Genomic DNA, 14,340 nt, shown 5'->3' with positions numbered 1-14,340 from the left:
TAATCAATGATTTTTGATTTTTTGCAGTACTGAATAAAGTACTATTAAATCTTTTAGAGACGTACAGAAGTACGAAAGTTCTAAAGTACTGATTTCAGTACTGACAGTACCATTAGTACTTAACAGTACTAAAGTACTGCAAAATCGGCCAAAAAAATGCATAAAAACCCCTACCCACACTCGGTGGGGATTAAAATGCAAATGTATCGAAATGATTTATATCTTTCAACACACTTTTATGACCAATTTACCTAGGCAATATTAGTAACGATATACTATGTACGTCATAACCCTAAGGGCATTTGCCCAGGACTGAATAGGCAGTCCTCACCCGTTCATTTTACCCTTTTATGAAAAACTCAACTCTTTGGCCATTTTTCTACGGCGTCTTTGGCTTCCAAAAGCGTCTTAAACGAACCAATGGGTAGCTGTTGTAAGATTCTTTTGTCGTGAAAAATATAGGCTTCAAATGCAAAAAATGACTGCAACACATACCCAATCAGCTCTGGAGGCTCCTTGTGGGGAAGGCCGTCAGCGTATTCGATTTCCACAGCCTCGGTATAGACCAAGACCTTGGGGTTGAATATGGATTGTACCCATTTTTTCATGGCTTCTTGTTGTAATTGTCGTACTTCCTGTGTGATTCGCGCATGAGCCAAAAGGCCATGATGGTAAGCCCTCCTGTGAGGACCAGGGTCAGTATCTCAATGGCCTCCCTCATGGCTTGCTTCAGCTTTCATTTCAGCTACAAAATCTCCGTCACTGAGCAAATCCATAGTTTCAGTAAGTGCCGTAGCAAAAAACTCATGCTTAATGCTCAAAGCAAAGAGCGCCTTTACAAGCGCATTTTTACTTCCTTCTATCTTATAGGAAGTAATATGTATGTTGCTCGAAACCGAAAACTCTAGATGTAAATCATCCTGCTCGTCGAGTACATGTGTACCAAGTATTTCAGTGCTTGCCATTTGTTAGGTATTTTTAAGGTGTTTGAGTAGTCCAAAGTGCGTTTCGCTCCCGAAGCGTTTTTTGTAGGCGTATAGCAAAGCCTCCTTTTCAAACTTGATAAGTTTGCCTTCGCAGAAATAGGGGAGCCAATTGGCCTTGCGCCAATTGCGTAGGGTAGGGACACTCACCTTGAGGAGCTTGGCGGCTTCTTCTTCGGTAAGTATCTCCTGGTGATTGAGAGTTGCCCTCATTTGCTCTACAGCCGTGATGACCTGCTGCATAAGATCCACCTGCTCGGCGGGTATGGTGAGTTGAGCGCTAATCTGAGTCATGGCATTTCGACAGAAACTTGTTTTACAAACCATTCTGGTTTTTCGTCTTGGATTCGGGGAATCCACTCCTCCAGTGCCGCGAGCAAGTCGGGGTCATCGGTGGAGCCATTGGTAGCACGACTTAAAAGGTAGGCACCCTGAGCAGTATCAAAATCAGGATAAGCCTGTAAAAAAGCTTTGCGCCATCCAGTATTGCCTACCACTGTTCTGATGAGGCTGTGAATACGCTGACGACGGTAAGTCCGGGCTTCTCTTCCTGCCCTAGGTGGGCGCTCAATAGCTCCCTGCCGTTCGCTCAATTCTTCTTGGTTCATATCGCTGTAGGTTTTATATTTGCTTATCAAACTTGATTAATGAGTTTGTTAATTACATATACAGTGCAAATATTTCATATGTGGTGAATAAAAGCAAGTTTTTTCACACCAAATGTGAAATATTTTTTCTATTTATAAAAACGCGTAAATATAAATGTCTGTAGGTCAAAGACTTAGATGGTTAAGGGGTACAAAAACTTTACAGGAATTTGCAGAACCCTTGGGGATTGTACTTTCGGGAATTTCTAATATAGAGAGTGGTAGATCAAAGATGTCACTTGATCTAGCAGAAAAAATATCTGAAGTATATGGGTGTACACTGGATTGGTTGATAAAGGGAGTAGGTACATGGAATGGGCAGCCAGAGAACGATGCTCCCGCAAAACAAAGCATTGACGTAGTCACCATTCCCAAAGATGAGCTTTTGGATTTGTACCGGAGGCTTGATAGGAAAAACACTGAGGAGATTCAGAAGAAAGAGGCCAAGATAGAAGAGCTGGAACAAAACCTAGAGAAAGCAAAAAATGTGTGAGTGGTATCAACAGAGCACAAATTGGCGTCAACTCTATAAAGTCATAAATAATAATTGTATAATCCTATAAATTTATCAAACGGTAAGTTTTCTTAAACGTTATGAAAAAAATATACTATAAAGAATATGTAGATAGGAAATATTGTAATTCCTGATAGGAAATACCCTCAACTACTTTGAAATTTTTAGATTAACTCATAATCCGTGTAATGTTTAATTTCTTCAACAAATCAAAGGGAACCTCCAGTGGTATATTTATTCCAGACGGCTCAAAATTTAAAGAGGTAGTAGGAGATAATATTGATAATGAGTCATTTAATGGCGTTGCTAAATATTTAGGATTGAACCCTGATATATTACATGGATATTTTACAGAAGGAGACAATGGTATTTACAGTGTTGCTTTTGAAATTTTTACAAAAAATGTAAAGTTTATACAAACGTCTAAGGATGTAGTAGAAGTTTCAGAAAGCCTTGTAAAGAAGCATATTAAGGGTTATGATTTAGATTATGATATGCTGCTATCAACTGCTCACGATGTTTTACAAGAGGCTATTGAGAATGAATCCTTTGATATTAATTTTTTGCAAAGAGCTTTAAATCTAAATGATAATAGCCCCAACGGTATTTTGTACTCCGATAAACTGGGTCTTTATTTATACTTCAGTGAAGGTATCTTGTATGACTTTCAACCAGCTGATGGATTGAATCAGTGGGCAAAAGATTGGAAAAAATTGAACCCAAAAATGCTTGAAAATTACCAAAAAGAAGCTTTACACTATTGGGGAAAATCACAGATACAAAAAGTCCAATATGAAATAAACAAGCAAGCAGATGCATGGGCAAGTATGAAAAATCCTATTGGAAGTCCCTTTATACATTTACATAAGACTCCTTTTGGCAATATCAATTATTTCAATTTACTGATAGCTCATCAAGGTGAAAAAGCAACTTTAGATGAGTTTGTAACAGTTAATCATGGGCGGTTCATATCAATTGATACTGGAGATAAAACCATAAAGCTTCAGGTAGGTAATTTTGTTTACCACTTTGATGAAACAGGGGAAATTTTAGGAGTTAGGGGAATTGGATAGACTATCTTGGTAAGCTTTTTCAGCTACTATAAGTCTTTGTTTAATCTCCTGAAGTTTGTGAAATTGATGTGTATATTCTTCAGAAGATACAGGAATAGTTTGAAGATGTTTGTTTTGATTGTTGTATTCAGTTCTTATGTCTACGAGCTTATTCTTAATATCCTTTGCCGTCATCGCCTCTTTAGTGGTTAGTATTTCAGTGAACAAAATAATATAAATGAAACATATTGCACCGGTATTTAAAAAAAAATCATTTCATTGTCCTAATTGCGGCGTTTTATCTGAGCAAACTTGGTCAAAAGAGATAAGGACTTATTATCAGTATGTGAAACCGAATGGAGACCTTGTAGGAGGTAACTACGATTTAACAAATTACCAATCTGCAAAATGTAGCCATTGTGAGGAGATTTCAATTTGGTTAGGAGGTAAAATGGTTTACCCATTATCTGGGTTGGTTGAAATGCCAAATCCAGACTTGCCGGATGATATAAAGAACGATTATAATGAAGCAAAGGACATTGTAAGTATTTCCCCTCGTGGAGCAGCTGCACTCTTACGTCTTGCGGTTCAAAAACTATGTATTCATTTAGGTGAAAAAGGAGCAAACATAAATGATGATATAAAAAGTTTGGTCAAGAAAGGCTTACCACCAACAATGCAACAAGCTCTTGATAGTGTTCGTGTTATAGGTAATAACGCAGTTCATCCAGGGAAAATAGATTTGAATGATAATGCTGAAATCGCCTATGCTTTATTTGGGTTTGTAAATATCATTTGTGAAATGCTTATTAGTCAACCTAAAAAAGTTAAAGAATATTATGAAAAATATATCCCTGAAAATATTAGGAGTGGTATTGAAAAACGAGATAGTTAACCTTTCCATTCCTTAAATATCTTTTCAATTGGCAAATTACTCTTTGACATACATAGCTTACCAAACGCGATTAAATCTTCAACAGAATAATTGCCCTGGCTATCATGTTGAGCTAATAAAGTACCTTCTTTGGTGTAAACTTCAAAGAGAGACCTTACTGGACTTAACTCATGCAGACCAGTGCCTTTCTTTGACAAATCGGTTACGATCAGCTCCATTGTCTTAATCATAGGTGGGGTAGTTTTAAGTGTACAAAAAAAATAAAGTTTCAGTAAAGTATCAGTTAACAGGGTTTAAATATATAGTATTTGCTTGATATACAAGAGTTTGAGGGAGTATGGGCGGAATTCCAGCGGGATCACAAAAAGTTAAAAACCCTCAAAACACGCTGTTTTGAGGGTTTTTTTGTTGTGGAATTAGAAATTTCAGCGGAGGAACAATATTCATTTTAATAAATTTCTTTATATTACATCTACAACTTTGATTAAAAACTCTTGATTTATGGCTTTGTAGATAAGCACTTTAAATTTTTGTGCGATGCCGAAAGATATTAGTACGGTCTGGGTTTATAGAATGATTCATTACCAAAACTTGGATTATATCCTTCGAAATGGTATTTACTATAGAAATTCTGCCAATTTCGACCCTAATTATGTAAATATTGGAAGTACTGAGATTATAACTCATAGAGACACAGTACAGGTAAAGTGTTATCCAGATACAATAGTAAATGATTATGTCCCATTCTATTTTGGCACAAGGACTCCGATGCTATATAAAATAAAAACTGGTAACGGAGTTCTTAGAAGACCACAAGAGGAAATCATATATCTGGCATGTAATCTTAAAGAACTTATTGAGGCTGGGTTGCAATGGTGCTTCACAGATGGTAACGCTGCAAGAACTATAACTGAATTCTATAATAGCATTGATGACCTTGATAAGCTTGATTGGCATTCAATTCAATCTAACGAATGGACAGACAATAATTCGGATGGGGACCATGATAGAATGAGAAAAAAACACTCCGAATTTCTTGTTAAATACTATGTTCCTGTAGAGCTTATAAAATGGATTATAGTATTAACAAACGAAAGAAAACAATATATAGAAGCTCTTGTGCGACAATATGGATTGAGTATTAGGGTTTATATTGATAACAGTTTTAAATTTTACTACCGATGATAAAATACATAAAAGGTAATTTGTTGCAGGCTAAGACTCACGCCTTAGTGAATACTGTAAACACAGTCGGTGTAATGGGAAAAGGGATTGCTTTACAATTTAAGGAGCAATTCCCGGCGAATTTTAAAGCATATTCATATGCTTGTAAAAATGGGAAGATAGGAATTGGCAAGTTGTTTGTGTTTGAAGAGAATACTTTGGAAGGGAAAAAAATCATTATTAATTTTCCAACAAAAACCGAATGGTATAAAAAGTCTCAATATTCTTATATAGAAGAAGGTCTCAAGGATTTAGTCAAAATAATTGAAGAATATAAGCTTGAAAGCATTGCGCTACCTCCTTTAGGATGTGGAAATGGTGGCCTGGACTGGGGCAAAGTGAAAGCTTTAATTGAAAATTATTTAGCAAATCTTTCAATTGAAATTATTGTTTATGAGCCTAATGACGCCGTTAAAGAAGCTCTTCAAAAGGAAGGACAAAAAAAGGAAATAAACCTTACACCAGCTAGGGCTATGCTATTATATGCTTTGGCTAAATATGAAGAACGAGGTGAAAATCCTAGTGTCTTTGCAGCAAATAAATTAGCTTATTTCCTCCAGGAAAGCGGAGAACCTTTAAAATTACAATTTGTAGCCTATACTTTTGGCCCTTATGCACAAGCTGTAGAGAAGGTTTTATATGCTCTAAATGGTAAGTATCTAACTGGACTTGAACAAATGAATGCAAAACCTTTTGAGCCTTTAAATTTAGAATATAGCAAATTTAATGAAGTTGAAGACTTTGTAAAACAAAAACTAACAACTGCTCAGAAAGAAAGGCTTAAAAGTGTTTTAAGTATAATTGAAGGATTCGAGTCAACTTTATCTTTAGAAATACTTTCTTCTATTCATTTTCTTCTTAAGCAGGACAAAACTTTGACTCAAACTGATTTGCTTGAGAAAATTCATTCTTGGAATGATAGAAAACGAGATATTATTAAGGAAAAATATATTAATCTGGCATTTGATCATCTGCAGAATTATGCAAAGAAACTAAGTTTTACTTAGAGCAACAAAAAACCCTCAAAGCACGCTGTTTTGAGGGTTTTTTGTTTTCAATTCTTCGGTAAAATTGTAGAACGGAAAAAAGAGGAACAAACCCAAAAGTTGTGGAGAGCGTTAGATTTTTTGTAACTGTTTAGGTACTCTTTTTGCTTAAAAAGTACAATTTAAAGGCTATTTTTCGATTAAAATAGTACAATTTATGGTCTAAGGAAACTTCAAAAATTCAAAAAATGCGACATTTTTCACACAGTTGGTTAACAACAAAAACGATAACTAACTGACTATCAATTATTTGTTTTTTTGTAGGGTACCTAAACAGTTACGATTTTTTTAGGTTTGTGCGTTTAATCAAACCTAATTTGTTTTGGAAGGTTTCTTATCCCTTATCGAGTTAATCTTACCGGATTTCCTGCTTTAGAAATACCTACTGACTCATATAGAAAGGTCAGATGATTGCTATCATGTTTATTTAGAAGAAAAAAACTATTTAGAGCAGGAAAGCAAAAAAAAGGATTTACTTTCCAGCGTTTTTTTCCTCCATTACGCTACAGGACTTTCCCATACGCGGGTATCGTGTTTTTCTTCACATCAAGCGTCGCGGATGATAAGTTAATTCGCGTCTTTTATATCGCCCACATCTAAAGGCAGAAGCGAAAAGTGCGTTAAAGCCTTCAATACAGTGGCGTGCTCCATCCAGAACCACTATGAGACGATTCTTAACCGTGGCGGCGGCCCGCTACTTTGACAATAGAAGTGCGAACGCTTCAGCGGAATCCTTCAAACGTGCGACGGATCGCGCCAAAATCAAAGCGTTCAGAAGTCAATTCAGAGGGGTAAAAAATGTAGAATTCTTTCTGTATCGTTTAACCCAATTATATGCTTAATCTAAGTTGCTCCACAACTTTTGGGTTTAATACAAAATAGCTCTTGTTTTTTTTACTGAACGCCAGTTTTTTCCTACCATAGCATGACAGAAGGAAACTGGCGTTCAATCGGAGTGGCAATGCGATAGCTATTGGATTTTGCTTCACACATCGCAATGTTAACTATCAGAATGGACGAGGAATAACCAGTTTGCCAGTTCCACATACATTGATAGTACCAGTGGTTTTCCATGCAAATGTTACTGCCTTAGATGGGTCGGTTACTTTAATAACCCAATTTTGTTGATAATTACCCGAACCTATCGCACCAACCGGTTTACATGATTCGCAAGTACCGTTTGTGATTTCTAAATTTGCCGCAGAAAAAGTAGCTCCACCATTCGGTCCACCCCATTTCATGATAGCATTAAGTTTACCAGTTTCAGTAGTTTTTTGCAAACTAAAGTTGTGTGTGTTTTTCATTTTAGCATTTTTATCACACCATAGTGTATTGTGGTTTTGTGCATTTACAAAATGCCCGGTCAATAAAGCCATTGAGAGGGTGAAAAGTGCTTTTTTCATACTTGTGATTTTTTGGGGGTTCTGTTGCCTACTCTGGATAAGCATTTTCGGCGTCCTACTTTTTGATGAGGCTCCAAAGCTATTTTGCCTCGGTAGCCTCTCAAAATTTCTGGGACAAAAGCTTAGTTTTAGGGATAGAATAAAACTTGTATTCATTGAGTGTGTCAATCGCGACTTTGCCTGACAACTTACATCCAAAATCTACCCATTCGATAGCGAATTCCTACATAAGCATTGACATATGGGCATTGGGTAGGCGAAATTCAATCTTTCTTTCTTGGGTCGTTTTTCATCATCGACTGTGTGCGTAGTAAAGAATATTCTAATTATCAAATCTGCAAAGCCAAATCCTTGGCTAATTAGTACAGCGTGATCTTTCACAATTGATACAGCGAATCAAATCGTGACAGAATTTGCCGATATAAATGAAACAGTTGTAGGACGGCGAAAAGCTGCCATAAGCAGCCTTCCAACACAATCTTGATGTAGCAGGCTATTACCTCTTTTGGATATTTGTAAGCCGAATCTTTCCTCCTGGATAGGGGAGTTCTAACTCAGGATTTGGGCCAAAACAATGCTTTTTAAGATCGCCCGAAATGGTGTAGTTCCAGGTATTTTCATCTTTACTAATTTCCCAAGTAGTATCTACCTCACACGGATATACCTGAATGAATCCAGAATTTATGTCAGGAACTACAAACACACCTTCACCCGTGTATCGGGCTTGTACGTTTTCCAGAATACGGCGCGTTGAACCATTACATCCACAATCTTGATTGTCTTTGGAGCAAGAGGAGGCAAAAGGGAGTAATAAAATGCAGTACAATAGAGTGCTGAGCATAAAACGCATAAAAATCGCTGGTTGGATACTTCAGCAAAGACGTCCGCAAAAAGAAAATAGTTGTAATACTCACCCCAAACTCTCTTCTTTTTTACGAGTGTTTAGCGATTTTCTCCTCCGCTGAGCTACAAACCTTGCGCCTTTCCGAGATAGAGATAAGAATGTTTAAGTAGGTTATTTTTTGTCTTCTTGCTGTATGCGGTTGAGAGTGTAGCTAAAATCAGCATTTCCCGTCATTAAATGTCCATGATTTTCGACAAAAAACAAGATATTTTCGCCTCCTTTTTGTAAGTCCAGTGGACGACTCCAGCGGTCAAAATAAAGCCTGAAAAGCGAGTGCCCGCTTGGGGTGGTTATTATTTCCCATTTCCCTTTTGCCATATTGTTTTTTCGGTAACCCATGCCTGCCATAAGGAAGTAAGAGGGCTGATGCGAAACAGAATCGGTATAAAAATGAAGATACCATTTCATTTTTATGCAAGCCTCGTTTTTATTTAATCCTAGGTAAGCGGATAGTTCTTGGCAGGGAGTTCTTCCTTCAAAAATCAGTGGAGTGGAGGCGGGGCTAAGTTCAGAATGAGCGTTGAATTCATCGGTTTCAGTAGGCTGAACGTTGTTTAAAGCATAGCTATATCCACCATTTCCGCTAAGCATACGACGGTGGTCATCCAGAAAATGGAGGACATTGGTGTTTAATTCTAGTATTGAGAGGTACTTATCGTTGTGGTCTAAATCATAAAAATGATTGGATAAGGTAAATGCTCCTTCAAAAACGACACGTTTTTCATCCAAAAAACCTGAGGTATTGGGCTTCGATATACCATACTGACACTGGAGTTTGTACTTGCCCGAATCCACCTCCAGTTTCCAACGAATGAAATCAATCGAATCGGTTGAAGAAACCCCTAAGAAATCTCTTATAATGCTATGGGCTGGAGTACTACCTACATATGTTCGCATCTTTGCCTCTACTGTAAAGCAGACTAATACTGAAAATAGAAAAATGAAAAAAGCTCTCATGTCTTTTTATTTTAAATGAAATTTTCAGTTAAGGTATAAACTGTTTTTGTACTATTGTCATAAATTACGCCACAGGTCGTTTTTTCTTGACCAAATACCTATATGCTATAAATAATGACTCGATCTTTATAATGGTTTTATTACAAGCCCACGTGGTTTGCTTTAGTAAGGAATAGAAGTTAACTAATATAGAATTTATACCACTGAAATTATGAAAAAACTACTTGTTACGTTGGTGTATTTAGGGTATTCGTTTCTGTGTCAATCTCAGATAGGAGTAATTAAAGAAGTACAATTTAGCTCTATTAATGGTTTTATTGCCAAAGAAATAGTAAAGTTTGTCGAGATTCAAGAGTCTAAAAATGAGCTGTTTAAGTCAGATTTTGGTTTTATTTTTGTAGATAATATTGTAAATTATCCCCGTTCGCCATTTAACCCCTTAGAAGGCAATAGCAAGCCTTCGCTTTCATTCAGAATTGTCCTTGGTAGTTATTATATTACTCCTAATACTTTACATGCTGCTCACTATTGCGAAAACTGTTATCCTACTTTTTATACAAAATATAAGGGGCGAGTGGTTTTAATTTATGATGAAAAATACACTTTCATTGTCAACAATAAGTATAGTATTAGAAGTCAAAAAAAGCTTGAAAAGGAATTGATTCCTCATTTCCAACAAGCATTGGATGAAAATTTTGAATTTTGGAATCCTTTTGAAAAAAAACGATATAAAATTTCTTCTGAAGAAAGGAAAAAAAAGTCAAAAAAAGAAATATACAAGGAGGCAAGTTACGTGTATGATGAAGCTATAAAGGTAATCATTTATAACGATGGTAAAGTGAGATATGAATAAATGGTATTGATTATGAGGTATTTTCTTATCAAAAACTAATTAAATTAGGCAAGTTTTGAAGAAAAATAGAAAACCCGTTACAAAAAGATTTTCGGCTTTTTTAACGGGTTTTTGGCTGAAAAATAAGGGAAATTAAGCCTTTCCTTTAAGTATCATATTCCAGTACATGCGTGGGAGTATTTCTTTTTTGAGCATATACATACTCCAACGTTCTTTACTTTGATCAAAAGGGAAGGTTTCTTGCGGTTGATTATTGTAGTCAAATTCGGCCAAGACGAGTTTGCCATAGCCTGTCACCAAAGGGCATGAGGTGTAGCCATTGTAGGAGGCATTGAGTGGATGGTGAGCAATCATAGAAAGGAGATTTTCCACTACTACCGGCGCTTGTTTACGAATCGCGGCACCTGTCTTGGAAGTGGGTAGTCCTGAAGCGTCGCCGAGCGAAAATATATTGGGGTATTTGGGATGTTGTAAAGTGTTTTTATCAACGTCTACCCACCCTCCGGCATTGGCCAAAGGACTATTACGGATAAAATCGGGTGCTGATTGGGGAGGAGTGACGTGTATCATGTCAAAGTCCACCCAAGTTTCTACGTCTTTGTTGTGGTCGCCAAAGCCTACAAAACGAGCGCGTTTGTTAGGGCCATCTATTTCTTCTAAGCGTTGAAAAAAATGAAGCTGAATATTGGCTTTTTCACACACGCCCAGCAGCGTCTTTTCATATTTCGGAACAGCAAAAAGCTTGGTGCCACCACTCCAATACTGAATGTCGATATGGTCCAAAACATTGTTTTTACGGAAGTAATCAGCCGCCATGTACATTATCTTATGCGGGGCTCCGCCGCACTTTACGGGTGTATGTGGATTGTGAAATATCGCCTTTCCCTTTTTGAGGTTTTTGATGCATTCAAAAGTGTAAGGGGCATGTTGAAAACTGTAGTTGCTGCATACGTTATTTTTGCCGAGGGTCTCGGTAAGGCCCTTTACCGCCGACCAGTTGAGTTGAATACCCGGACAAACTACCAAATAATCGTAGGTATAGGTACCGCCCGTGGTACGAACAGCGTTGTTGTGGGGTTCAAAACTTTGGGCTGCTACTTGGAGCCATTTTACGCCTTGGGGCATCACCGATGCTTCGTTACGTACGGTCTTGTTGATGTCGAATATTCCACTTCCTACGAGTGTCCAAGCAGGTTGGTAGTAATGTTTATCGGCAGGGTCAACGATTGCAATGTCAAGCTTGTGATTTTTGAGAAGGAGCTGAGCAGCGAGAGATATTCCAGCATTGCCGCCACCTATGATAAGGATTTGATGATGATTGTCCATCGGATTAAGAAGTTTAAGTTATATTTTTTCTCTAAAAAATATAAAAACTCCTTTTGAGTCAGTGATAAAAGTTACACAAGGGCATTTTTATGAAAATAGGCTCTCTTCTCCCCATTAAATAGTATGGTGGAGAGTGAGGCGCAAGATATGACGCTCATAATAAAGACCTGCTTGGCGCGCTGCTTGAAAAATATTGAGATAACCTACCTCGACTGCCAAAGAAGGGCTGAAACGTTTTTCGGCGGCAAAATAAATTCGATTTTGATCAAATTTAGCCCATTCTCGTCTGTTTTGTACATTGTACATGAGTTCATCATTGAGGCGCAGGGTAAGGTTGGCTTTTTTGAAAAAATGACTAATCTGCAAGCGATACCGATGCCTAAAAGTGAACGAGGAAGGAGACTGAGCAGTGGCCAAGAAGAAACGTTGGTCGAAGCGGGTGCGGAGGCTCAATGAGGTATTAGGAAGGATATTTTGATGGTAGTTTATTTCTTGTGCTGGGCGAAGTTCAGGCTTCAGAGTAGTGTTAGGGATGTCGGGTTGCTGACTTCCTTGTAAAGAATAGGTAAATCCTGCGGCAAGGTTGATTTTTGGGCCAATTCGGTAATGGATTCGACTGTGTTGAATCCATTGAAGGCGTTGACTATTGTCAAAAAAATGCCTCGTATCGAGTTCATTATGCCATTCTACTAAACGGCTGATTTTCCAGATGTTATAATATCTCAGCCAGTACAATTGCTGGATTGAAGTTTGCTTATTTTGACTTAGTACATTGGAATAAGAAAGGAGAAGAACACTTCCAAAAATCGTAAAATATCTGAGAAGGAGGATCACTACTTTCTTGTGGTTGAAGGATAGATTATGTAAATTGATAATTTACGCCATGTACTTGGCTCAGTAGCGTTTGGGGAGCATCGAGGATTTTGGCATCTTGACGCAAGATAGGCGTTACGGGCGAAAACTCTTTCAAATATTCCTTCATCATACTATGAAGGGTAAAAGAGGTGTTTTGGGCGTTTTTGACACCTTTCATACGGCATAGCATATCTTCGGGGTCACCATCGCGCTCGCAAGCACAGAGGGTATATGATTGGTTGGGGTCGAGAGGTTGCCCAGCGATGATTACTTTCTGGACGCGATGCCCCATTCTTTCAAAGGCTTTAAACTCTACTTGCATTCCTTTAAAACGAATCAGCCAGCCTCCGAAGCGTTTGGAGGCATCTTGAGCAAATACATTTTGGAGTTCTTTTTCAAGCCACTCTACCAACTGCGCCCCTGTAGCAGTGCCTGTACGGATTGTGGCATCTACGGGAAGCATATCAAACAGATACCCTTCTGTAATAGGTACTTTACCGCTGTGGTCGGCAGTACGAGGGGGGCAAAAACGAAAGCCATTGGAGAGCACCACATCGGCCTGTACTTTCCACTTGAGGGCATCTACGATGAGGGTATCAATGGTATTTTCAACTACAAAATTTCGATAAAGTGGAAGTGTACTATAGCCAATCACTTTGTCAATTTCGTTTTTGTAAGGTTTTTCGATTTGGCGAATCAGCGCTTCCACTTCTTTGTTTGCGGGGTATTTTTGAGGATTTACTTCGATGAGTTGGTACTTTTCGTGCGCAATTTTACCATTCTCTATTTTCAAATCCAAACGTCCAATAAAAGACCCAAAGGCACCGGGTTCAACTATTTTGGTATATTCGGCTTGAAGGGGTGTTCGGACGCGCTCGTGGGTATCAGCCCCAAATATATAATCTACTCCTTTGCAAGCAGGATGATTGCCAAGGGCGATTTGTTGAGAAAGTCCCAGATGCGATAAGATAATCACGAAATCACACTTCTCTTGTTCTCTTAGTAAGGCTACATATTCTTTTAGATTTTCTTCGGGTTTGGCATAAATGATGCCTTTGCTGTAATAAGGAGATTGTCGTAGAGGAACCAAAGGGTCTGTATAGCCCAAAAAACCAATTTTAATACCTAAGCGATTGATGATTTGATAAGGTTGGAAAATAAATCCACCTCGTTTGCCATCGCCAAGGTCGTGATACATATTGGTACATACTTTAGGTGCGAGGAGGCTCCCCATCAGGTGCTGCATATTTTGTTTATAATACACCACCTCCCAGTTGCCAGGCAAATAGAGATCATAGCCAAGTGCATTGAGAAGAGGTACAAATGCTTGCCCTTGGGTTTTGACCGATAGCATACTTCCCTGAAACATATCACCCGTATCTACCGTAATGGTATTGGCGGGGTTTTCGCGGCGCATACTCTCCAAAGCCGTGGCGAGATGAGCGTAGCCTCCTGCTTTGCGAAAAGTAAGTTTATCATTTTCCCAAAAAAGCTCATCGTGTGCATGAATTTGGCAGTGCACATCGGTAGTCTGTAAAAAAGTAATCGTACCACTTTGGGGCGCTAAAGGGCTGGATGAAAATGGTACATTGCTCGCCTGTGCGGTGTTACTAGTAGCAGCCGCAGTAGCTAGCAGTCCCGACTGGATAAAATCTCTTCTTGTAGGCATAAGGGCAAGGTT

General features: G+C 38.2%; 18 protein-coding genes. 7 read left to right on the top strand and 11 right to left on the bottom strand.

The features are described 5' to 3' along the window. Positions 1-359: 359 nt before the first annotated feature. The 4 genes from G563_RS0114305 to G563_RS38065 form a co-directional block, all read right to left on the bottom strand. Positions 360-608, bottom strand: coding sequence for a hypothetical protein (locus tag G563_RS0114305; protein WP_037326900.1), 249 nt, complete (start codon positions 606-608; stop codon positions 360-362). Between the two features lie 96 nt (positions 609-704). Beyond that, positions 705-965 (bottom strand): hypothetical protein, encoded by a 261-nt coding sequence (locus G563_RS0114300; protein ID WP_028665914.1) that lies wholly within the window; start codon positions 963-965, stop codon positions 705-707. A gap of 3 nt (positions 966-968) precedes the next feature. Then, on the bottom strand, positions 969-1,277 hold the full coding sequence (locus G563_RS0114295; protein WP_028665913.1) for a helix-turn-helix domain-containing protein: 309 nt from the start codon (positions 1,275-1,277) through the stop codon (positions 969-971). After that, entirely contained in the window at positions 1,274-1,591 is a 318-nt protein-coding gene (locus tag G563_RS38065; RefSeq protein ID WP_028665912.1) for a hypothetical protein, read from the bottom strand. Before G563_RS38065 ends, G563_RS0114295 begins: the two co-directional genes overlap by 4 nt. Before the next feature lie 154 nt (positions 1,592-1,745). On the opposite strand from G563_RS38065, the gene G563_RS34765 reads away from it, so the two are divergent. From G563_RS34765 to G563_RS0114270, 3 genes are all read left to right on the top strand, one after another. Beyond that, positions 1,746-2,123 carry a helix-turn-helix domain-containing protein gene (locus tag G563_RS34765; RefSeq protein ID WP_037326897.1) on the top strand — a complete coding sequence of 126 codons (378 nt, stop codon included), beginning with the start codon at positions 1,746-1,748 and terminating at the stop codon, positions 2,121-2,123. A gap of 209 nt (positions 2,124-2,332) precedes the next feature. Next, complete coding sequence (locus tag G563_RS0114280; RefSeq protein ID WP_028665911.1) at positions 2,333-3,217, top strand: hypothetical protein; 885 nt, start codon at positions 2,333-2,335, stop codon at positions 3,215-3,217. 217 nt (positions 3,218-3,434) lie between these two features. Beyond that, positions 3,435-4,091, top strand: a complete 657-nt coding sequence (locus tag G563_RS0114270; protein WP_028665909.1) for a DUF4145 domain-containing protein — start codon at positions 3,435-3,437, stop codon at positions 4,089-4,091. Here G563_RS0114270 and G563_RS0114265 read toward each other — a convergent pair. Then, positions 4,088-4,321 carry a hypothetical protein gene (locus G563_RS0114265; protein ID WP_028665908.1) on the bottom strand — a complete coding sequence of 78 codons (234 nt, stop codon included), beginning with the start codon at positions 4,319-4,321 and terminating at the stop codon, positions 4,088-4,090. The genes G563_RS0114270 and G563_RS0114265 overlap by 4 nt on opposite strands. A 307-nt stretch (positions 4,322-4,628) precedes the next feature. On the opposite strand from G563_RS0114265, the gene darT reads away from it, so the two are divergent. The 3 genes from darT (at position 4,629) to G563_RS37690 (ending at position 7,203) form a co-directional block, all read left to right on the top strand. Continuing rightward, positions 4,629-5,276 carry a type II toxin-antitoxin system toxin DNA ADP-ribosyl transferase DarT gene (gene darT / locus G563_RS0114260; protein WP_028665907.1) on the top strand — a complete coding sequence of 216 codons (648 nt, stop codon included), beginning with the start codon at positions 4,629-4,631 and terminating at the stop codon, positions 5,274-5,276. Beyond that, positions 5,273-6,322 (top strand): type II toxin-antitoxin system antitoxin DNA ADP-ribosyl glycohydrolase DarG, encoded by a 1,050-nt coding sequence (gene darG / locus G563_RS0114255; RefSeq protein WP_028665906.1) that lies wholly within the window; start codon positions 5,273-5,275, stop codon positions 6,320-6,322. Before darT ends, darG begins: the two co-directional genes overlap by 4 nt. 701 nt (positions 6,323-7,023) lie before the next feature. After that, the gene (locus G563_RS37690) at positions 7,024-7,203 is read left to right on the top strand and encodes a hypothetical protein (RefSeq protein WP_422662566.1); all 180 of its coding nucleotides are present in this window, start codon (positions 7,024-7,026) and stop codon (positions 7,201-7,203) included. A gap of 165 nt (positions 7,204-7,368) precedes the next feature. On the opposite strand, the gene G563_RS0114250 is transcribed toward G563_RS37690, so the two are convergent. The 3 genes from G563_RS0114250 to G563_RS0114240 all read right to left on the bottom strand — a co-directional run bounded on the left by G563_RS0114250 (position 7,369) and on the right by G563_RS0114240 (position 9,565). Next, positions 7,369-7,764 (bottom strand): hypothetical protein, encoded by a 396-nt coding sequence (locus tag G563_RS0114250; protein WP_157585329.1) that lies wholly within the window; start codon positions 7,762-7,764, stop codon positions 7,369-7,371. 496 nt (positions 7,765-8,260) lie between these two features. Further along, the gene (locus G563_RS0114245; protein WP_028665904.1) at positions 8,261-8,614 is read right to left on the bottom strand and encodes a hypothetical protein; all 354 of its coding nucleotides are present in this window, start codon (positions 8,612-8,614) and stop codon (positions 8,261-8,263) included. Positions 8,615-8,779: 165 nt separating this feature from the next. Further along, positions 8,780-9,565, bottom strand: coding sequence for a hypothetical protein (locus G563_RS0114240; RefSeq protein ID WP_028665903.1), 786 nt, complete (start codon positions 9,563-9,565; stop codon positions 8,780-8,782). A 271-nt stretch (positions 9,566-9,836) separates the two neighbouring features. On the opposite strand from G563_RS0114240, the gene G563_RS0114235 reads away from it, so the two are divergent. Next, positions 9,837-10,478 (top strand): hypothetical protein, encoded by a 642-nt coding sequence (locus tag G563_RS0114235; RefSeq protein ID WP_028665902.1) that lies wholly within the window; start codon positions 9,837-9,839, stop codon positions 10,476-10,478. A gap of 132 nt (positions 10,479-10,610) precedes the next feature. Here the strand turns inward: G563_RS0114235 and G563_RS0114230 are convergent, their stop codons facing one another. The 3 genes from G563_RS0114230 to G563_RS0114220 form a co-directional block, all read right to left on the bottom strand. Beyond that, complete coding sequence (locus G563_RS0114230; RefSeq protein WP_028665901.1) at positions 10,611-11,804, bottom strand: NAD(P)/FAD-dependent oxidoreductase; 1,194 nt, start codon at positions 11,802-11,804, stop codon at positions 10,611-10,613. A 114-nt stretch (positions 11,805-11,918) separates the two neighbouring features. Further along, on the bottom strand, positions 11,919-12,638 hold the full coding sequence (locus G563_RS0114225) for a DUF2490 domain-containing protein (protein ID WP_028665900.1): 720 nt from the start codon (positions 12,636-12,638) through the stop codon (positions 11,919-11,921). Positions 12,639-12,663: 25 nt separating this feature from the next. Beyond that, positions 12,664-14,328: a bifunctional metallophosphatase/5'-nucleotidase gene (locus tag G563_RS0114220; RefSeq protein ID WP_028665899.1), complete on the bottom strand. Its 1,665-nt coding sequence runs from the start codon at positions 14,326-14,328 to the stop codon at positions 12,664-12,666. Positions 14,329-14,340 lie beyond the last annotated feature (12 nt).

This window comes from Runella zeae DSM 19591 (genome assembly GCF_000423565.1).
Lineage (GTDB): Bacteria > Bacteroidota > Bacteroidia > Cytophagales > Spirosomataceae > Runella > Runella zeae.
The sequence above is the reverse complement of the archived record's forward strand: the minus strand, read 5'-3'. Positions and strand labels throughout refer to the sequence as shown.